26 protein-coding genes are annotated in these 19442 nt (G+C 46.9%); 4 read left to right on the plus strand and 22 right to left on the minus strand.

Translation table 11 applies throughout. The features are described from left to right. Positions 1-515: 515 nt before the first annotated feature. From ACOYW2_RS20675 to ACOYW2_RS20690, 4 genes are all read right to left on the minus strand, one after another. Positions 516-1148, minus strand: coding sequence for a LysE family translocator (locus ACOYW2_RS20675; RefSeq protein ID WP_482767810.1), 633 nt, complete (start codon positions 1146-1148; stop codon positions 516-518). A 120-nt stretch (positions 1149-1268) separates the two neighbouring features. Continuing rightward, entirely contained in the window at positions 1269-1562 is a 294-nt protein-coding gene (locus ACOYW2_RS20680; protein ID WP_482419824.1) for a YciI family protein, read from the minus strand. 91 nt (positions 1563-1653) lie between these two features. Next, positions 1654-1980: a DUF3795 domain-containing protein gene (locus ACOYW2_RS20685; RefSeq protein WP_482767811.1), complete on the minus strand. Its 327-nt coding sequence runs from the start codon at positions 1978-1980 to the stop codon at positions 1654-1656. A gap of 135 nt (positions 1981-2115) precedes the next feature. After that, complete coding sequence (locus ACOYW2_RS20690) at positions 2116-2607, minus strand: GNAT family N-acetyltransferase (protein WP_482767812.1); 492 nt, start codon at positions 2605-2607, stop codon at positions 2116-2118. Positions 2608-2831: 224 nt separating this feature from the next. On the opposite strand from ACOYW2_RS20690, the gene ACOYW2_RS20695 reads away from it, so the two are divergent. Beyond that, the gene (locus tag ACOYW2_RS20695; RefSeq protein ID WP_482419827.1) at positions 2832-3890 is read left to right on the plus strand and encodes a CNNM domain-containing protein; all 1059 of its coding nucleotides are present in this window, start codon (positions 2832-2834) and stop codon (positions 3888-3890) included. Positions 3891-4038: 148 nt separating this feature from the next. Here the strand turns inward: ACOYW2_RS20695 and ACOYW2_RS20700 are convergent, their stop codons facing one another. Genes ACOYW2_RS20700 through ACOYW2_RS20710 form a run of 3 tightly spaced genes read right to left on the minus strand, consistent with a single transcriptional unit; the run spans position 4039 to position 5586 of the window. Then, positions 4039-4422: a hypothetical protein gene (locus ACOYW2_RS20700; RefSeq protein ID WP_482419828.1), complete on the minus strand. Its 384-nt coding sequence runs from the start codon at positions 4420-4422 to the stop codon at positions 4039-4041. Next, positions 4412-4762, minus strand: a complete 351-nt coding sequence (locus ACOYW2_RS20705) for a DUF6630 family protein (protein WP_482767813.1) — start codon at positions 4760-4762, stop codon at positions 4412-4414. Before ACOYW2_RS20705 ends, ACOYW2_RS20700 begins: the two co-directional genes overlap by 11 nt. A gap of 20 nt (positions 4763-4782) precedes the next feature. Beyond that, complete coding sequence (locus ACOYW2_RS20710; protein ID WP_482771066.1) at positions 4783-5586, minus strand: damage-control phosphatase ARMT1 family protein; 804 nt, start codon at positions 5584-5586, stop codon at positions 4783-4785. A 173-nt stretch (positions 5587-5759) separates the two neighbouring features. On the opposite strand from ACOYW2_RS20710, the gene ACOYW2_RS20715 reads away from it, so the two are divergent. Beyond that, positions 5760-6881, plus strand: coding sequence for a radical SAM/SPASM domain-containing protein (locus ACOYW2_RS20715; RefSeq protein WP_482767814.1), 1122 nt, complete (start codon positions 5760-5762; stop codon positions 6879-6881). Positions 6882-7222: 341 nt separating this feature from the next. Here ACOYW2_RS20715 and ACOYW2_RS20720 read toward each other — a convergent pair whose 3' ends face one another. The 11 genes from ACOYW2_RS20720 to ACOYW2_RS20770 form a co-directional block, all read right to left on the minus strand. Then, positions 7223-7573, minus strand: a complete 351-nt coding sequence (locus ACOYW2_RS20720) for a zinc ribbon domain-containing protein YjdM (RefSeq protein WP_482767815.1) — start codon at positions 7571-7573, stop codon at positions 7223-7225. A 663-nt stretch (positions 7574-8236) separates the two neighbouring features. After that, positions 8237-8527, minus strand: coding sequence for a hypothetical protein (locus tag ACOYW2_RS20725; RefSeq protein WP_180139094.1), 291 nt, complete (start codon positions 8525-8527; stop codon positions 8237-8239). 462 nt (positions 8528-8989) lie between these two features. Then, the gene (locus ACOYW2_RS20730; RefSeq protein WP_482767816.1) at positions 8990-9466 is read right to left on the minus strand and encodes a hypothetical protein; all 477 of its coding nucleotides are present in this window, start codon (positions 9464-9466) and stop codon (positions 8990-8992) included. 361 nt (positions 9467-9827) lie between these two features. After that, positions 9828-10238 carry a DUF4279 domain-containing protein gene (locus tag ACOYW2_RS20735; RefSeq protein ID WP_482419831.1) on the minus strand — a complete coding sequence of 137 codons (411 nt, stop codon included), beginning with the start codon at positions 10236-10238 and terminating at the stop codon, positions 9828-9830. A 146-nt stretch (positions 10239-10384) separates the two neighbouring features. Next, positions 10385-10831 (minus strand): DUF4279 domain-containing protein, encoded by a 447-nt coding sequence (locus tag ACOYW2_RS20740; protein WP_482767817.1) that lies wholly within the window; start codon positions 10829-10831, stop codon positions 10385-10387. Between the two features lie 132 nt (positions 10832-10963). Continuing rightward, a complete protein-coding gene (locus ACOYW2_RS20745) occupies positions 10964-11344 on the minus strand; it encodes a hypothetical protein (protein ID WP_482767818.1) in 381 nt (126 codons plus the stop codon). An 11-nt stretch (positions 11345-11355) separates the two neighbouring features. Continuing rightward, positions 11356-11616: a hypothetical protein gene (locus ACOYW2_RS20750; RefSeq protein WP_482767819.1), complete on the minus strand. Its 261-nt coding sequence runs from the start codon at positions 11614-11616 to the stop codon at positions 11356-11358. Positions 11617-11642: 26 nt separating this feature from the next. Beyond that, positions 11643-12218 carry a hypothetical protein gene (locus tag ACOYW2_RS20755; RefSeq protein WP_482767820.1) on the minus strand — a complete coding sequence of 192 codons (576 nt, stop codon included), beginning with the start codon at positions 12216-12218 and terminating at the stop codon, positions 11643-11645. 130 nt (positions 12219-12348) lie between these two features. Further along, complete coding sequence (locus tag ACOYW2_RS20760; RefSeq protein ID WP_482767821.1) at positions 12349-13119, minus strand: hypothetical protein; 771 nt, start codon at positions 13117-13119, stop codon at positions 12349-12351. Positions 13120-13221: 102 nt separating this feature from the next. Further along, the gene (locus ACOYW2_RS20765) at positions 13222-13746 is read right to left on the minus strand and encodes a hypothetical protein (RefSeq protein ID WP_482767822.1); all 525 of its coding nucleotides are present in this window, start codon (positions 13744-13746) and stop codon (positions 13222-13224) included. 117 nt (positions 13747-13863) lie between these two features. Next, positions 13864-14412 (minus strand): hypothetical protein, encoded by a 549-nt coding sequence (locus tag ACOYW2_RS20770; RefSeq protein WP_482767823.1) that lies wholly within the window; start codon positions 14410-14412, stop codon positions 13864-13866. Between the two features lie 1712 nt (positions 14413-16124). Here ACOYW2_RS20770 and ACOYW2_RS20775 point away from each other — a divergent pair. Then, entirely contained in the window at positions 16125-16418 is a 294-nt protein-coding gene (locus tag ACOYW2_RS20775) for a hypothetical protein (RefSeq protein WP_482767824.1), read from the plus strand. Between the two features lie 40 nt (positions 16419-16458). On the opposite strand, the gene ACOYW2_RS20780 is transcribed toward ACOYW2_RS20775, so the two are convergent. The 3 genes from ACOYW2_RS20780 to ACOYW2_RS20790 all read right to left on the minus strand — a co-directional run bounded on the left by ACOYW2_RS20780 (position 16459) and on the right by ACOYW2_RS20790 (position 17609). Continuing rightward, positions 16459-16776, minus strand: coding sequence for a cupin domain-containing protein (locus ACOYW2_RS20780; RefSeq protein ID WP_482767826.1), 318 nt, complete (start codon positions 16774-16776; stop codon positions 16459-16461). A 162-nt stretch (positions 16777-16938) separates the two neighbouring features. Next, positions 16939-17154, minus strand: a complete 216-nt coding sequence (locus ACOYW2_RS20785) for a helix-turn-helix domain-containing protein (protein WP_482771067.1) — start codon at positions 17152-17154, stop codon at positions 16939-16941. Continuing rightward, positions 17052-17609 carry a Crp/Fnr family transcriptional regulator gene (locus ACOYW2_RS20790; protein WP_482767827.1) on the minus strand — a complete coding sequence of 186 codons (558 nt, stop codon included), beginning with the start codon at positions 17607-17609 and terminating at the stop codon, positions 17052-17054. Before ACOYW2_RS20790 ends, ACOYW2_RS20785 begins: the two co-directional genes overlap by 103 nt. Before the next feature lie 412 nt (positions 17610-18021). Between ACOYW2_RS20790 and ACOYW2_RS20795 the strand changes: the two genes are divergently transcribed. After that, the gene (locus tag ACOYW2_RS20795) at positions 18022-18585 is read left to right on the plus strand and encodes a (2Fe-2S)-binding protein (protein WP_482767828.1); all 564 of its coding nucleotides are present in this window, start codon (positions 18022-18024) and stop codon (positions 18583-18585) included. Positions 18586-18802: 217 nt separating this feature from the next. Here ACOYW2_RS20795 and ACOYW2_RS20800 read toward each other — a convergent pair whose 3' ends face one another. Then, positions 18803-19438, minus strand: a complete 636-nt coding sequence (locus tag ACOYW2_RS20800; RefSeq protein WP_482419843.1) for a corrinoid protein — start codon at positions 19436-19438, stop codon at positions 18803-18805. Positions 19439-19442 lie beyond the last annotated feature (4 nt).

The raw sequence follows: 19442 nt of genomic DNA on the forward strand, positions 1-19442 counted from the left end.
CATGGTATCAAGGACATCATGGGCAGGCATAAAAAAACTCTGGAAAAAGGCGGACTTCCATCACACATGGGCTTCCGCACTATCTGCGATAGCTCTCTTGAAGCGGTTCGCAGCGTTGGGGGGTGGATTACGGCTTCCTTCCAAAGGGTCAGAATCGAATCAGAAAATCGTAAATTACGTTTATCCCTTGAATTATCGAACTTTTCCCCAATAACGTCTTGTAATATTGTACATATCCAAATAAACACTTTCTCATGAAAGATCCGGGTCAAGCGCCGCAGCAGCCTTTCTCGCCAGTCAACAGGCTCGCTTCATCACCGGTCACAACCTGCTTGTGGACGGGGGGGAGATACATGGGGACGTTGTAAGAATCAACGCAAAAAGCCCACCTCGTAACCCCGAGGCGGGCTTTCATCTTAAGGGCTAAATCTTCCTGCCCGGATAAATCGGCGTTGCCGGGCAACGTGTTGGTCAGCAGCCTTCGGCCACAGGCAACCATGAGATATGATGCCACGTCATTTACTGGATGACGATGCCATCAGAATGCCAAAGCCCACAAAAACAGAGCCACTTGCCTGACGTATTGCCTTCATTCTGGATGGTTTTTTGAACCAGCCTGTCGCTCTGTCTGCGATCAGGGCATAAAACACCAGAAACGTGCATGACGACGCCATTAACACCGAAATAAGCGTCAAGAATTGCGGAACAAGAGCTTCACCATGGTTTATGAAGGGTGGAAACAGGGCCGTGAGGAAAACAATGGCTTTTGGATTGGTCACAGCGACCCCAAATGCATGGGCGAATATTTTCCATGGCGCCGTCCCGGCCTGATGACATTCATTGGTTTCCATTCCGGCATCGGAGCCTTGATGAAAGATAAGCTTCACCCCCAAAAACATCAGGTACAATGAACCGGCATATTTTACGGCGGTAAATATCGTCTCTGATGTTTGCAGCACGACACCCAGGCCTGAAACCGCCACAAGCCCAAGGCAAAAAAGCCCCGCGATATTCCCCAGGGCCGCAAATGTCGCCTGACGCCATCCGTGTAACGCAGACTTTGTCATGATAAAAAAGACAGCCGGACCCGGAGTGGCTGTGGCAACAACCACCAATGCCATGTATATGAGCCACGATTGAATAGTCATCTTTTCTCTTTTTCAGGTTTAACGGGCGTGGTGGGTTTCAGATAGACGGAAGAACTCTCCAGGCTGGGGAAAGGGTAGCACCAAATATTCGGCAAATGCTCAGCTCAATGAATGTAAAAACTAAACTGCCGTTTTCTCGTCAAATGCTTTTGACCAATGGTAGACTTCCACATTTTCACGCATACCACTGGTCCAGAATGGATCTGATGTGTAGATTTCATGAACGTGGTTCTTACTCTCCGCCTCCACGACCCAAAATGCACCAAGAGGTTTTGAGGTAGGTTCATCGCGTATGGACCCAGCAACAAGGATCACCTGTCGTCTCTCATCCAGCCAGGCGATGTGAGACTGAAGATACCTCTCTCGAAGGAATTGGCTGTCCGGCTTGTCTGTAAAGCGCACCACAAATAACATAATACCTCATTCACCTTTCTTTTAGGGCGTCCCGTAACCATGGAAACAAGTTCACCTTGCCCATCGACATCGGCCCCGGCGAAGTTAGGTTTCACACCCTTTTTTCGAGGTTCTCCCATGCATCTGGTTTGTTCTTGATTTCACATTCTAACTCAGCACACGGAAACTCGGAGCATTCGGCACAGGACGTATAATTTTTCCCAATGCAACACGGCCGCATTTTGCATCTGTTACTGCAAAAGAAGGAATGTCTTTTGTCTTCTTTGCAACCGTCACATACAACATACTCCGGTCTGACTTCAGCCTGATAGATTTGCGCCAGATTTCGGGCAACTTTTTCCAACTCTTCACGTTTACCCGACTGAGTTGCTATATAGCTTTTGCATTTCGAACAGTCAATTCCACAGTAAGCAATCATTCATTCTTATCCTTAAGGAGGTAACATATATCCGGGCTAACGTGCAGCAAGGTACGACAAGGTTAATTTTCCGTTACCATTGAAACCACAATGGCCACCGAAAATACGGCACAGGTGCGGATAAAGCCGATGGAATCACGATGAACCGACATAGCCAAGCACATGGTTTTCGATGGTATGATCCCCAAAGGCAAAGCGGTGGGTGCCGATATGCTCAAATCCGCATTTTTCATAAAACCCCACAGACTTGTTCCTGACCCACGTGTACAACCAGAATCTGTCCCCAAACCGTTCTTTTATCTCGTCCAACAGCTTCCGGCCAATGCCACGCCCCTGGAAAGGGGAGTGGACGTATAGTTTTTCAATTTCAAACCCACTCACGCCACGTTGGAACCGAGATTCCAAATTGATGAGCGCATACCCCCTGATATACATCCCCTCTTCGAAGACCAGGCACCGGTATCTGGAATCTCGCAGGCGCTGCATAAAATACTCTTCATTGAAAGTAGACAAGACAAATCTTGAATTCTCCATGCAGATGCCGTCAGCGGAATATGTTTGAAGCCACACCCCCAAAGAGAGTGCCGCTAAATTGATGCAATCTGAATCACAAGCCTCTCTGATCATTGAAACCCCCTAACCCGGATAGTTTATGAGAAAACGACCAGTCCAAGTCAATAAAAATCCGTTATAAGTGGTCATCCGGACTCAGGCAAATTCCGTCCCTGCACGAATCCCTTTCCCACGGCTTCCCGCCGCCCGCCCCCTAAAGTCATATTGAATCATGTCTGAATCCCTGATATCTTGCAGGATAACTTTGTTTAACGAGGATCAACTCAAAGGCACCCCACATGACCTTACTTTTCGTTTACATCTCCATCGCCCTGTTTTTTTCTTTTGCCTGCTCCATGATGGAAGCGGTCCTTCTGAGCATACCGCACTCGTATATCGGTGTTGTGGAGAAAAAAAATCCAAAGGTCGGAAAGCGGCTCAATGACTACAAACAGAATATCGACAGGCCGCTGGCCGCCATCTTGAGCCTCAATACCATTGCCCACACTGTGGGCGCTGCCGGAGCAGGTGCACAGGCTGCAGCGGTGTTCGGAAACCAGTATGTTGGAGTCATCTCTGCGATACTGACCCTGTTGATCCTGATCGTATCGGAAATCATCCCCAAATCCCTGGGTGCCACCTATTGGAAACAGCTTGCCGGAACCGTGTCGCTGATGCTGATGTACCTTATTCCCCCGATGCTGCCCTTTGTCTGGATATCAAAGTACATCACCCGGCTTTTTTCACCTGAAACCGCGCCGCACGCCTTCTCCAGGGAAGAATTTTCAGCCATGGCTGAGCTCGGGGAAAAATCCGGAGAGATCAAAAAACAGGAAGCCCGCATCCTGCGAAGCCTCTTCCGGTTCAACTCCCTGCAGGTCAAGGACATCATGACACCGAGAACGGTGCTGTTTGCCCTGAAAGAAGAGATGCTCTCCGAGGAGGTCATCGAAACCCATCCGCATATAATTTTCTCAAGAATTCCGGTTTACAGTGACAACATTGACACCATCACCGGCTATGTCATGAAAAATGACATCTTGCTGGCATCAGCCAAGGGAGAGGATTCCAAGCCCATTTCTGAGTTGAAGCGAGAAATCATTACCGTTCAGGAAACCACATCCCTGACGATGATATTCGACTTTCTGCTCACACGACAGGAACACATCTCGCTGGTGGTTGATGAGTATGGGGGGACCGCTGGGGTTATCACCATTGAAGACATTGTTGAAACCCTGCTGGGGATGGAAATCATGGATGAGGTGGACACCATCGCCGACATGCAGGCCCTGGCCCGTGCCCAATGGGAGGAGCGTAACCGAAGGATGCTCAAGGACAAGCAGCTCGACCATTCGTAAGAGCCCGTATACCTGATTATGGACAAGTTGCGTATCCTGCCCATGCAGGCGCTGCTTCCCAATGGGCGACCCCGGATATTTCGCGAGTAACCAGCTGTAGTGGTATCTTATAGGTTTGGGGTGGACGTTTTCTCATGAAATATCCGGGCTAATACGTCCACGTCCCTTCTTCGCTCAGCAGCAACTCATCCCCACGGTAAACCTCCAACAGCCCCTCCTCAAACACGAGATAGGAAATATCACCATTTTTAAAGCGATACCCGATAAAACGATTGGGCGTAACGCCATCGGCACACATTGAATGCCAGGTGGACCCCATCAGCATGATGGATTTACCTGTTTTGTTATGGGTGCCGACATAAGTCACATCGCCACATGAAACAACACCCTCCTCACAATGGGTCTCAATGGTGATGGTGTAGTTTTTTGTCTTCAGCTCAGACGCAAAGGACGGAGAAACCAAGAACAAAAGCCCTATGATTGCCGTCATGATTGTGAAGGCAATCCCTTTTCCCCATTTCTTATTTTTCATAATAGTCAAACCCCATTTTGTTCACAGCCTGTTCAACCCTGTTTGTATCTTGAACCTTATGCAAAAGAACGATGTATTCATCTGATTCTGTGTCGATAAACCCCAGTTGCAGGCCATGTTCTCGCAATGGTTTATCGTAATCTTCGAAAACATGATCAAATGAAACGGTTGCGTCCTCACTGTAGGTATCGGGTGTTGGCAGATCTGTGTTGAGTCCGTGGTTGTGCTGGATGTTACAGGACCATGGGCCTTCCAAATCTGCGATATCTGCTGCCCAGTCCATGCGCATGATGAAATCGATCAGCAAGCCATGAACGACATGTTGTTTCAGCGTTGGCATTTACTCATGACATACACGGGCTAACGCTTCACAATCACCATATTGTTCTTCTCCACACCCAGAAGTTCAGCAATGGGGGCACACTTTGCGATCAAAAGAAAAAAGATGTTCGGATGATCGCTCTCCATCAGCCCCTCAAAGTTCCCCTGCCCCTTTGAAATCACCAGGTCCGCCCCGTAAAACGCATCCTTGAACTCATCCGAACTGAAATCCATGAGTGTGGACGGCGCATCCGCTCCATTGGAAAGAACGCGGCACACGCGGTCCATGCCCACATACCCGGCATCTTCTTCTGTCACGTCATTGATGACCGGCTTGCCGCGCACGGCAAAGGTGATATTCGGATGCCCCAGGGTCTCGATGAGCAGCTTGTCAAAAACCACCTCCCCGCAGTTATCACCGAGGTAGAGAACGCTTTCCGCACGGCACAGCGCCTCTTTCAATTCCCCACGCATATCGATGGTCAGGTCCTGCTGAAGAAAGCCCTGAATCTGAGCGGAGATGTCACGGCTGACACTATGGGCACCATAATCGATGATATTTCCGATCACGGCCAGTTTCGCAGCGGTGAGAAACGGGTCGTCTGTGTCACGCACCCTCTTTTTCCAGTCTTCATACTGGCCGAGGAGCAGGTCATTGGCCTCTTTTTTTTCCGCTGCATAAAGATTCCCATTGTCCAGGTGCTGCCTGGCAATCCGGTGAACCTGCGTTGCCAGCTGCGGGTTGGCCATATCGCGATTGGCGGCCAGCAGCTCATGCACGGCAAAAATAAAGCCTTCGGCATCCGCATGGCTTGAATTTACGAATCGATGACCGGTCTTGATATGGCAGAAATAGCACTAGTGTACGCCGATTTTTGCGTTCTCTTTTCTCTTTTTACCATTCGGTATCCGGCTGCCGCCCGCCGTCGCGGGAGCAAAAAAACTGGCATCCGTATGGAAATTGCGGTGCGAGTCATCCATGTGGCACCTCAAGGACCCGCAAAGGAGGACGTCGTATGTGGAAAACACCATGGCAACGCACTCGCCTTGACTGGCTGCAGATTGAAGTGAGCTCTGTCTGCGGTAATGCCTGTATTTACTGCCCCCAGACCGCATACAAAGCGTGCTGGGAAGACAGGTTCCTTGCCCCCGAACAGATAGACGCCGTCCTCCCCTTTCTTCACCCGAAGACCTACATCCATCTCCAGGGCTGGGGAGAGCCCTTTGCCCATCCGCGACTGGTATCCATCATCAAAAACTTAAAAGATAAAGGATTCAAGGTCGGCACCACCACCAGCGGCACGATGCTGGATGACGACACCATGGAAACGCTGGTGGATATGGGCCTGGACCTCATCGCTTTTTCCACTGCCGGCTGCAGCGGTGAAGAAAATGACCCCATTCGCCAGGGCACCTCCCTGGAGCAGGTCATCCGCTGCATCGATACCATCCAGAAGTACAAGGCAGAAAGACACACCGCGTTTCCCAGGATCCATATCGCCCAGATGCTGCTGCGGTCGAGCCTGTCCCATTTCGACACCTATCCGGCCTTCTGGAGGCAGCTCCATGTTGATCAGGTGGTTCTCAGTTCACTGTCCCTGGTCACGCGGCCCGAGCTCCAGAAGGAGGCCTGCCTGGCCGACACCATGGAAGAGTGGGATGATCTGAAGCGGAAGCTCTATGACATGCGCTCCATTGCCGGCCTTCAGAACGTGCTGCGGTTTCACCTGGTATCCCCTTTCATGCTCTTCAATCACTGCACGGAAAACATCGCAAAATCCGCTGTGATTGCCTCTGACGGCACCGTGGCACCCTGCGTTATGTCAAGCCTTCCCGTCACCGGGCAAGTCCGCCACTGGGCCCATGGCCGTTCTGCCCCGAAAGAGAGCCTCCACTGGGGAACGATTCAGGAGGTGAATTTCAGCAACATTTGGAAGCAGAAGCCATACAGCGCATTCCGCAAACAGAAAAAACGGTCAGAGGGGCCATGCCGCACCTGCCTGAAACGGTCCATCGAAACCATGGAAACAGCGTATCAGATCGTCCCCGAATCCATGACCTGTCGCTGGCAGATCATTCAGGAAGCCAACGCGGAAAGAGATGCCATACGGCGCATGGAAAAGGCCATGAAACCGTAAACCGTTGAGCCTACAGAAACAAGGCCGGAAATAAAACAAGGTTCATGATGTCTATGGTCATCATGAACCTGTCGCCTTACCCCCATGGTATCGGGCAGGAGATGCCCCGCTCAAAACACCCCCAGCCCTGTTTCACCCAGACCTTCGGACACCTGAATCCTGACGATACATGTAGGATGGGCAAAGCGAAGCGTGCCCATCTGATGCTTGAAGCGCCGTCATCTCCCCATAGGCTTAACCCTTCTAAAACCGTCAAGGAGTTGGTTGGAGGTGGATCGTGGGGCTGTTTGAGGTGGGTTATGCAGCTTAATGAGCCTGTCCCCTGTTTCTCTGCTTCTCTCTTAGCCCTTTTTGACAACAGAGCATTTGAGATACATGGCACCAAAGCCTGTAACCTTACAGGAGATATCGTGTCCATTTACAGGTTCATCAAGAAGCCTGATATTTTTGACCTTCGTACCACATTTCACGGTGTCTTTTCCGGCCTTGAGATCTTTGATGGTGGTGACCGTGTCTCCATCCTGCAACGGAGTGCCATTGGCATCAAGAAACTTGGGAGCATCTTCTGAAGAGCCATCAGAAGCCTCATCAGCTGCCCACTCATGAGCACATTCAGGGCATACCCACATGAACCCATCGGGATAAGCATAAGGTGAATTACATTTGGGACACATCATCTCTTCAACTGACATAGCAATATTCCTGATTCTTTAATATAAGCTTGGTTTAAAACACTTTTTTTCCGTGCAACGAACCACTTAGCCCGGGTATTTCACAAGTCGGGTGTACCCACTATTCAAGGCATCGGAGCTGCACATGCCGTTGCCTACCTCAACGCTCTGATAACGCAGAAGATGGATACGCTCGGCTCTCGGCGTGTTGACGCTTTTAACATGCCAAACAGATCAAAGCCATAGCGGTTTTCATTGAACCAGAGACGGCAAGGAACAAACTCTTTTTGTGATGCGTTTTAATATCCCTGATGTCGGCTGAAAGGCACGAAAACCTGATCCGGTAGTGCCCCCTTCGGAAACTCTGCGTCCTCACCACAAAGAAACGGTACCTCAGTCGGATGTCGTCTTCGGAATTCATGCCCCCCAGGTGAACCGTCGCCAGCAGATGTGGTTGCCAATATTCGCAAACCTACACATGTAGGATGGGCAAAGCGGAGCGTGCCCATCTGATGCTTGAAGCGCCGTCATCTTCCCGTTGGCCGGACGCTTCTATAACCGCAAAAGAATTTGGTTGGAGGTAGAGCGTGGGGCTGTTTGAGATGGACTAAGGCTTGTACTTTATATAGCTTAAAAAACCTGTCCTCTTACTCTCTCACTCTTACCCTTCCTCGCAATTAATTGTTAAGCAGATGGATCTTTAGCCCTTTGCCAGGGAGAATCAACAGATTTACGCCAGGCACACCAACCAACGGGTAAATCAGCAATGTCACGGAGAGAGGGATCAATTTGTAAGGCCGTCCCCATACCTACAATCCTACCATCGTCTGTATTATCTGTTGTTCCGCATAAAAATGCCCATGAGTGGTCATCAGAGTAATGTGTAACTCTCAAAATGGGATGTCCATCCTCAAGAACTTGACGAGTTGTGATAGCAGCTACGTTTGACGCCTGATCAAAAGGCCATGCTTCCATTATAATTCCTATCATATTGATATTTATGTTCGCTTCAGCAAAATGAGAGAGTGCCTATGATAGTCTAGAGCGTTCGCTCCCGTTTCCGCATATCTTCCGTTAACAGCAGCGGGACTATACACGTAGGATGGGCAAAGCGAAGCGTGCCCATCTGATGCTTGAAGCGCCATCATCTCCCCATTGGCCAGGTGCTTCTAAAGCTGCCAAATAGTTGATTAGAGGGAGAACGTTAGGCTGCTTGAGGCAGGCTATGGCAGATATTTATATTGATTAAAAAGCATGCCACCTGTTTTGTTTCGTTTTGTCCAATGTCAAGACGCGCCCCGTTTCCCTCACCCATTCCCCACTGTTTCCATTAGTTGGGGCACAACATAGCCCACCAACATTTTGAATGGATTCATTTTGTAAAAGGTGTAGGTTTGCCCTCTCCACCTTGCTAAATGAATAAATACACGAATCGTATTAGGACCTTTCTTTAAGTATATTGAGAATTTCTCTTGTTTGGTCAGCATTATCTACAACGGCTTTGGTGACTTGAGCACAGGCAACAAGAAAGAAACCGGATATTGACATTCCAATACCAGGTAAAGCTGCAATGAACGAAACACCACTTCTCGATCCTTCAGAAAAACCTATGACGATCGCTACCAAACCAATCACAACAATGAGCCACCCTATGGTCGACATCAAAGCCGAAATTGAAAGTGCCGTGCCATAATTTGATTCGATGGTGTTAGACATTAGTTCATGAGAATCACTTTGTAGAATTTCATTTTCACCGTGAAACTCCGAGCACTCAGGAGCTAATTGATTATCCCCGGATATTATTTTGTCTCTTTCCTGGCGAAAACACGTTTTACAATATGGGATTTCACAGTCAAATCTTCCAGACCACCATGTTACTTTTTTACCACAAATTACACACTTCATCTCGGACATCAAACACCCCCTCGTTATGCACACGAATCAAATTATGTTCGAAATAATCCAAGTACCTACGCCACTCTTCCGAATTATTGGATCAACTCATAGTTGATTGCACACAAGATTATAAAAAGTCTATCCCCTCTTCCTAATGTAATTATTTATTGAAAATGTGTAGGTTCTATCCTCTCGACCATCACTCTTAATAAAAGCCGCACAGGGCGGTTTGGCCCCGATCTCTGGTGATCGAGTCCGAGGGGCGTACCCTCATCGTTAATACAACAGGAGAGACCGCAGTCTCTCGTTCATGACACACGAGCGGAGCGAGGGGACTGGCGCGGAGCGCCAGCGGTCCCTTACTATGCGTTTGTTAGCTTTAATGTTTATATGTATCAATATCTATGAATGCGCCTGTCTTCACTAAAAAATTAATAATTTCAAGACCAAAGCCTATTGCTGGTGTAGATTGATTTTCATCAGTTGAAATCCACAAAACGACTTGAAGGCGCGTTGTGGCGTTGAACCGTTTTTTTATGCTGTTAATTGTATCGATTTTTGTATGCAATATCCGAATTACATCTAAAACCATGGTTTCGACATCAATTATTTCTTTAACGACCCTTCCCGTTGATAGTTTCCAGCAACTAAACTTGGGGATTTCGTTTGGAATTTTTGAACCTTTCCTTATTGTGGATGTTGGTTCTAATCCCATTGCTTTTGTTACCTCGTCAGGATTGAAACCATCTCCATCTATTGCGTAATAGACATAACATTCATTTGTTTCCAATTGGTTATCCTTCAGAAGCTAACGCCGCGCTTCACCCGACGGGCGCTGATGAGTGAAAGTGTTTGAAAAATGGCGACCGTCATTAAGTGATGCCGCCTGAAAAACCGCACTTGCGGCCGGTCGGCGTGGAAGCGCTTGTTGGGCGCTTAAGTAACTATTATTGACATACCAAATGGTATTTGTAGTTCAGAAAACAATTCAAGTGATGTGTGTGGAATTTCGATTCCAGCGTGATCGCAATTTGAGCGATAACCCACAAAAACATCGACATGTAGATTCTCTTTGAGTTTTAACAAATACTGTTTATGCGGTTTTAGCTTTGACCAAAGTAAATCAATATGCTTCTCAAGTGGTTCTTCTTCATCTAATTGGGCTTGGTAAAGCCACATATCGTCTTTGTAAGGTATACTCTTCTCTCCACGCTTCTCCCCCTTTCGGTGAGAAGACGTTGGTTCGAAACCCAAAATATGTGAAATTTCTTTTAAGTCTGGTATTTCACCGAAAATTCTTAAAGATGCAGAATGGGCAAAGTAAATTTCATCGTCATCATCTTCGTTCTCGACAAAACCTTTTAAAATTTTAAATTCCTTCATTAAATCCCTTACATCCTTGGCGGTAGATAGGCGCCCAACGCGTGGCTATGCCGACCCAAAAAGCTGATAGGGACGGCGTTTGAAGTTACGAAGGACGTGACCAGCTTTTTGGGGTCGGCCATAAGCCAATTGTTATGCCTTCCCAAAGACAAAATTTCCTTGCCCGTGAGCAAGTGAATAGGTTGGTTTTTCAGAATTTTTACCCAGATTAAAAATGACCGCCGTCGACTCACTTTCTTTCAGGTGGTTCACCAGGACCACATGATCTTGAAGAGTGTTTTTTAGCTTTCTGCTTATTGATGGTAGCTCTTGATGGAACTGGGTGACCTTATTTGACTGCTTCCAAGGATTTTCAACGTGCAAGACACCACCGCAACGATCATAAAGCTTTGCAAGCCTCTTTAATGTATAGCACTCAGTCTCATTTCTTAACCGGACCTGTTTCGTGCCATCGTTTTGAACTACTGGGTCTTTTTCAACTGCTTTAAAAAACATATCCGGGTTTAACTTCAATATGTTTGTAATTATATCCCTGCCATTCCAATCGGATTTATAATTTTTTCCAACCTTTCTCTGAACCCTTTGTACTTTTTTCGGTGAATGGCTATTAAAGAAAAAGCCATTAGTTCAATCAGCTTACGGATCTGCAAGGCATTAGATTCAATTAAGAATCTGTTTTTTTCGGGGTTTGAGTATGATTCAATGTACTCAAGCCTTGCCCTAACCTCTACCATTTGGTCAAGATAGATTTCTAAGTTTTTGCTATCTCGAATATCAGTGATCATTTTGATCCATTTGATGCATAACGCCGCTAATCAGCCGCGCGGTTTTTTGCGTCGGCTGAATTAGATTTGTTATGTATTTGTTTTGTAAATCCTTTAATTACCCAAATTACGCCATAGAAAATACAAATGGGTGCTAAACCGTAAATAAACAACAATATGAAATCTATATCATAATGAAAGCAATAGTATTGTTCAAATATCACTCCAGTTAACCAACAAAATGAAAGTAATACAGATAGTCTGAAAGCTCCAATATGGTTATTGACCATTAAACCGATCAAATAGCATATAAAAAATGAAAATAAACCTATACCAATCGTAACGGCACTAACTATAAAATATTCGATAAAATACACGTTACTTTCAAATCGTTTTTGATAGTATTCTATTTCACCCAAAGTGTATTTTTTGTCTTTTTTAAAAAGGCCTCCAGTGTCTATGATATCTACACCTTTGGATTCGAATTCTTTTAGATCATCTAAGTGGTTTTGAAAAATTGTTAGATCACGCGTTTTAGTGAAAAACTCTTGCTGGTTTATACCAACAAAAATTAACCAAAAAACTACAAGAAAACTGCTTATATACAGACACTTTTGTTTCATGGTTCACCGTAATGGGATTAATACATAACATTTGAGCTTAGGGGCAGCCGAGCGGAGCGAGGGGACCAAGCGCGCAGCGGTTGGCTGTCCCGCTAAAGCGATTTGTTACATGCTCGCCAGAGCGAATATTTCACGATATATTTCTACGTTGCCTAATCCAAGTCCCCTTTTTTATACGCACACCTAATTTATTAATATCAGAATTAATTCTTTTGTTTGGTGTATAAAAAGCATCTTTTGAAGACATACCACTCCTTAGCCTCGAACATATTGTTGAGTAAGATACGTCAGGAAGAATGCGATTATAGGCGCTTATTATTGATGGATAATGAACCGCTCCAATAGTAATGGGTTTGGCTCCACCAAAACCTAAACCATGTCCTTCAAGACTCTTTTTTATTATTACTCGAAACTTATTTTTCGGCTCCCAACTAAAATCGATTATATTGTATTGGCGTATGCCAATTGCATCTTTTGTCCAAACAACATAATAGGGTTCAGTTTCATCTTGAAGATGAACTTTTTGCAATTTTTTTCCACTTTCTATTCCAGTAGCCTGCCACAATGACCACCCGTTTTCTACAGAATATGAATACATAGATGACGCAGATAAATTTTCAAGAGCTGAAACCTTACCGCAAATAACTGACTGCCCATTACGCCTCGTTTTATGAGGATAAGAATCATATTGTTTTTTTAACCACTCAGTTAGTGATGCATCAATTAGTGATTTTGCTTTAATGGCTATTGTTCCTTTGTTTTCGGAAAACCATTCACAATCACCACCAGCTCGGATGTATTCTTTTTCAAGTTGAGCTACAAACTCATACGGTTCTAACTTACCGCTATTTTCAATGACTTTTATAGCATAAGGTTTTAGATAATTAATAAATTCAGACATAAGCCACCTAATCAAAAGAGCATGTAACGTTTGAGCTAACCGGTTGCCAAAAGTTGCAGAGCGAAGCGGCGCAGCTTTTGGCAATCCGAGTTTAGCGACTTGTTAACCCCAATTCTCGGATAATATCCATGCGGATTTGAACTCACGTGTGATTGCATTAAATGTAAATTTACACCCTTCATCAGTAAGGTCATTTAGCAAGCCTTTAATTATCGGCCCTGATTGACCCGTAAAACTAATGCCGTCAGCCGACACTCTTTCGCCTGACCATTTTAGTTTAGGCCCCTTAAATAGCGCGAGGCACAGGCCATCAGTTGCTACTAAAAAACCTGTTTCGTCGTTGTAAAGTATGTTGTCAATCCCATCCCATTCAGTTGTTGAGATAATTTCTCTCTTATTAGGATCAACGAAATATCCCTGCCCACCTGCAACGACTAAAAATATTTTTTCATTGGGTATACGAAAAACAGAGTTAAAAGAACTCCACCCGCTTTGACTGAATACACCAACCCATTCTAAATAATCCTCATCAAGAAACTTAACCCACAATGTATTCCCAGACATTGAAAAATTGTGTTCTTCAAAATCTCCAGACAGGGGCGGCCTATCAAGGATTTCCGCTTTCATGAAATTACTATATCCTTAAAGTCGGTTAACGTTGAGCTATGCGGCCGCCGCGCCACCGTTCGAAGCAACCAACGGCCAGCTGTAGGCGGTCCGTATAAGTGACTTGTTATAAACTACTTAAATTATTTCTTGTATTTCAAAGTTATCTACTAAGAAGCACCTTAATTGTTCCGTTATATCGGAAATTTTTTCCAATTCAGATTTTGAATTTTCAATATTAGGTTGTTCTGGAACTTCAATGCTTGGGTCATGACGAAGCCAATCAATTCTGCTCCCTTCCGAAGAACGCCTCTCATTCTCATCTATTTCATCCAAATAAAATTTAATTCGAAAACCTTTACGGAATAAAAGGTACTTAAGAGGCTTAATTTCTGGTGCCTTTATCGAAAGAATTGTTTGAACATCTTCGTTTTCGAAGAATGATTGTAATTTTGGTATCAAATATTGTTGTTCAAGAAGCAGTATTTTGATCTGGTCAATGTCAATATCTTGACCGTTGTTATGGTTTGTAAATGATTCTAATATTGTAACACCATTATTGTATAGAAGTGATAAATAACGATGAAAGTTACTTAATTCAATCCCAATTGAACGTTTTTTATCAGTTTGTATGACAGGCAATACTGAAATTAATAACTGCCCTACATTGAGCAATTGTTCAAACATATGATACTTCTCCGATATTGTTTATAACATTACGAATACCCCGACAATTTACCATGTATCACCCCTATAAAATTGACAATTTTCCAGGGTATCGGATATTCAAAGGGATAAAGTGGAAAAATACCCGTTTCAGATTCCACTTTTTGCTGTTCAATACTGCCGACCGGCACACTCAACACCCAGATAGCTTGCACACCAAAGAAACAGCGAGCATCTCACCCATAAAACCCATTTGATATTATTCAAATTTCGAACCAACCCACCATGTAGTCACCAACCACACAGGGTATTGATACACCCCGATTACACTTTCCGTGTTTGTCCTTTAATACGGCGATACACGGAAAATTTTCTTTGTTTGCATCTGGATACTCGCTCATTTCCATGTTTGGCCTTTAGTACCCCCAAGCAAAATGGCTTCGCACACAACCTAACCCGCATATTTCGTGAGAAAACAACCAGCCAGAACGAAAACATCATGGTTTCAGATAGCTACAATAAAAATCTTAGCTATTTAGAAAATGCAAAATGTAAATCGACGTTTGCTGTTTGATTTTCTCACCCTTCGGCGATCCGAGTACACCCATCTTCTGCGTTATCAGAGCTTTTATAAAACTACGACTTCTGCAGCTCTGATGCCTTGAATATGGGTGCACTCGACACGTGAAATATCCAGGCTAACGGCTTTAGAGTAATGCGCAGGACCTTTTCCACCAGACAGGAACCTGTGCCCTGAGCACCAAGGCCCGAACAGTTTTTTTAGTCATACGCCGTAAACCTCCATTTTTCAACTCAAAAACTTACTATCCCTAAAAGAGAACTTTGGACAACAAGCTGTAAACCTGTAAAAATTTCTCTTTCTCATCAACATACATGCCTATCTGTCATCGTTTCCCACACCAACCTGAACACCTGATCTGGATGCTTTCACAGATCCAAAGAGGGGAGTAATCTTTTTTGGGATAGATAGAATGAACGGTGAGCCCGGGACTGGGAAACAGGCCCGCAAGGTATCATGAGGATGAAAATGCCGGGAGGGGAATTGATTCGGTGATTTTCGAAATGAATAACAGCGGGATTTACCAACAAAAAAACTATTGACACGCAAAAAGGATGGAATTAGGGTGGAACGTAATAACTAGTTATTACGGTAATCATGGAATTCAAGATGCGACCCGACAGGATGCAGCAACATCCTGCCAGGCCTGACCAAAACAACCTTCCACAGGAGGTCGTCATGGCTACACGGTTTTTTACACCACCCCCACCCCCATTTCAAGTCGTATTTTCCTCGTCACGCGCAATCCTGCGCCCCGTCCATCAACGCAACCGCCTTTATAAATGGCCTATTTTTAAATAGTGATTTGTGAGCAGGAAGTAGTGATTGGAGATCACAGGTAATGGGCATGGGTCCATCTAGTGAGCCCTATGTCCGATTGTCTCGTGTGTCCTGTTGTGACCCGATCAGCCAGATTTCTATTTACCACTTACGAGTCGCGATCATGGTGCACAGAGTGAACCCTACGGGCTGGTGGTTCACGGGGGGCGGTAAAGGACCCCGGAGTCCCATCTCTATTCTACTTTTACCACTGATGACTATGAGATGGGCGGCCAGATACAGCCTCACTCCATGCCATGGTTCGCGGGGCTCTGTAAAGGGCTCCGGGCAGTCCTGTGCCTATTTACTCTTCACAAAAAAATGGGGGTTCACCATGATCTCATCGGACAGCCAACCCGGCCCCGATATGTTTTCGGGATCGGAGATACCCGAGCTTTGTGACGCCATCAAAGACGTTCATCGCCTCCTCACGTCCGTGGGCGCCTTCTTTTCCGAACTGGAGGGTGCTGAGGCGCCGGGAGGAAACGGCCTTCAGATAGACTTCAAGAAATGGGGCCTTCGCACCATCACGGAGGATCTCCTGGAGCGGCAGTACCAGGCCATGGAGCACATTGTGGCGTTTTACAAGGGCGAACAGGAGAAAATGGCCCGGAAAAACAGGGGGTGACGGGAAATCCGGGGCAGCTTACACAAAGCGGATGGATGCGTTATTCCTTCCGAAGGGAGATCCCCATGACCTTTGCGGTGGTGGGCCCTATGTTCCAGACGGAGTGGCGTGTCTCTCCCGGAACCCTCAGGGACATGCCTTCTGTAACTGCAAAGGTCTCTCCGTCCATCCTGATCTCGATTTCGCCTGCAATCACTGTGAACAGGTGGTCATGGGGATGAGTGTGGTCGGGGTCGGGGCCACCGCCCCGGGGGTCGATGTAGGCAATGGCGCAGTCTTTTACCTCGTCATCGATGTGTGATGAGAGAACCAGTGCCTTAAACGCTTTGTGATTTTTGGGTGTGATAAAATCATTCATTTTTTTCTCTTTCTTCATAGCTTGGGGAGACCTGACAAAAACCAGAATGTATTCCTCATTCATGACAACCGCAAGGATTAAACTTGGCATCAACCGTACAACGGCTATTCGAGATCGTTCACGAAGGAGTATCGCAAAGCGGCAAAGACCATTCAGAATGGCTCACCATGCTGCGTAGTCCGCAAGGCCCTCGACATCGAATATCTCAAACTTGTTCTTGGTGATCTTGCCGATGATATTCTCGCTGCGCAGTTGGGCCAGGGCTCGGGACACGGTCATGAGGTGGAGGCCGAGAAAATTGCCGATGTCCTGCTGGCTGATGGTGATCTCGTTGTCTCTTTCATAAAGCTGGAAAAGGATTTCAGCGACCCCGGTAATGGCTGTGCTTTTCTGGACAGGTTTGCCACGAAATGGCTGAGGTAGATCCGCTTGTAGATAATGTACTGGGAAAGGTTGATGGACAGCTCCGGGTATGTGCGGACAAAATCGGTATCCATAAATTGACGCGGTGAAAACGCATAGGCCTGGGTATCCGCCAGGAACTCGAACGAGACCCAGTCCTTGTGGTGAATCATGCAACCGGCTTCATTGCACAGGGAGTCTTGCCCCACAAAATACAAAATACGCTTTTCGCCGCTGTCCAGATAGCAGCTGTAGCTCAGGCACCCCTCTTTGATGAGATAGACCCCGTCGGCCGCCTGGTCCACCACCTGCCCCTTGGCAAAGGATTGCAGGGTCGCCATGTGAAGGATCTCTTTCCAGCAGGTGTTCATCCCTTCAATGATGATGTTTACCTTCTGGTGGTCCGGAAATCCGTATGGTCTTTCAGTCATCTCGCCCCCATGATCTCACTTACCGCTTCGTACGTTCCCGCCAATGGATTCAGTCCAACAACCACATGATCATCCCCCTGCCGAATCAGCAGCCGCAGCCCATCGCCGGGTTATCCGGCATCAGGCAACGACGGGGTGAAACCATAACCAACCCTTTCTGTTTGCCGGACTCATTGTATGGAACTCATCAAACCAAAAACATAACAAATGTTATTTTTTCTCCACGTTGTACGGGCTAAAGTAGCCCCACATCAGAGGCGCTTTTGGTTTCAACCACTTACCCCGGGGCAAAAAATGATGCAAAGGCCGAAAGGCAGAGCATCGACGAGCCATGGTGATGTCATCACCCGAAGCTGGCTTATGAAAACCGCCATAAAAGCGCCCCCAAAAAAGAGAAACAAGGAGTGAGAAAATGGATATAGAGACGTTGAAAAAAACAATTGAAGCGAAAGTATATCATATTCAACCAGGTGAGAAAGTGCCGTTGCACGAGCACCCGACCCAGGATGAGGTGTTTTATTGCATCCAGGGCTCTGGCGTTGGAATCGTGGAAGATCAAGAATTCAAGCTGAATGTCGGGGATGTGTTTACGGCACCGGCCGGAAAAATGCACTCCGTCCGAAATGACGAGCCCCTCGTATTGGGGGTCCTTCTCATCCCTGTAAACAGGATTGTCTGCCACTGCAACCAGGTCAGCTACACAGATATCAGGAAGGCCATGGCCAGCGGAGCCCGCACAGTGGAAGAGATCCAGGAAATCACCGGCGCAGGCACAGGATGCGGGAATTGTATCGGCGAGATCGAGCACATCCTGTCCATCGCCTGCGGGTGCAAAAATGTGACCATGGACGATGCGGTGAATGCCCTCCATGGGGGTGCCGATACCGTTGAAAAGATGATGGAGGCAACAGGGGCAGGCAATGGCTGTGAAAAGTGCAAACACCTCCTGCAAAACATCATTGACATAAAAAGGTGATGACTCCCTGAGAAAGGGGGCAGATCTTCCCTGTGGACAGGCACTTTCAACGTCACAGTCCACACAGGATCGCCCCCCTTCTCCATGGGCCAGAGGCACAACGATGCCTTACCCGGCGGCAGATTGGTCATCTGCTTTTATCCGGCAAAAACATTCGTTTTTTTTTGTTCAATCAATTCATGTCATGGGCCTGTCCCCCTGCCAAAAGCACAGGGACTCATGCTGTCACCACGGCCTTGGCCAGCTTGCTGGCGGAACCGGCATCCGGGGCGTAACCGTCGGCACCGATCTCGTCGGCAAATCCCTGGTTCACCGGCGCGCCGCCGATGAGGATTTTTACCGAATCGCGAAGGCCCGCCTCCTCGAAGGCGTCCATGGTCTTCTTCAACATGGGCATGGTGGTGGTAAGAAGGGCCGACAGGGCCACGATATCCGCATCATGCTTCCGGGCCGCCTCCACAAAGGCCTCGGGCTCCACGTCCACGCCCAGATCCACCACCCCAAACCCCGAACTTTCAAGCATCATACGCACCAGGTTCTTGCCGATGTCGTGCAGGTCGCCCTTGACCGTGCCGATAACAAGGGTGCCCACGTTGCGGTTGTCCCCCTCGCCCAGCCGGGGTTTAAGAACTTCCACGGCGGAGGTCATGGCCTGGGCGCACATGATCACCTCGGGGATAAACATCTCGCCGGATTCCATCTTCTCACCCACGATATCCATGGTGGAGATCAGCCCCTCATTCAGAATCTCCACTGCGGGAATGCCGGTGTCCAGTGCGCTGTTGACCCGATCAATGAGCTGGTCGGTATCTCCTGACATCAATGAGGCCATGATGGCATCGTGATTAGACATGATC

This window comes from Desulfoluna sp. CLI2B, assembly GCF_056847375.1.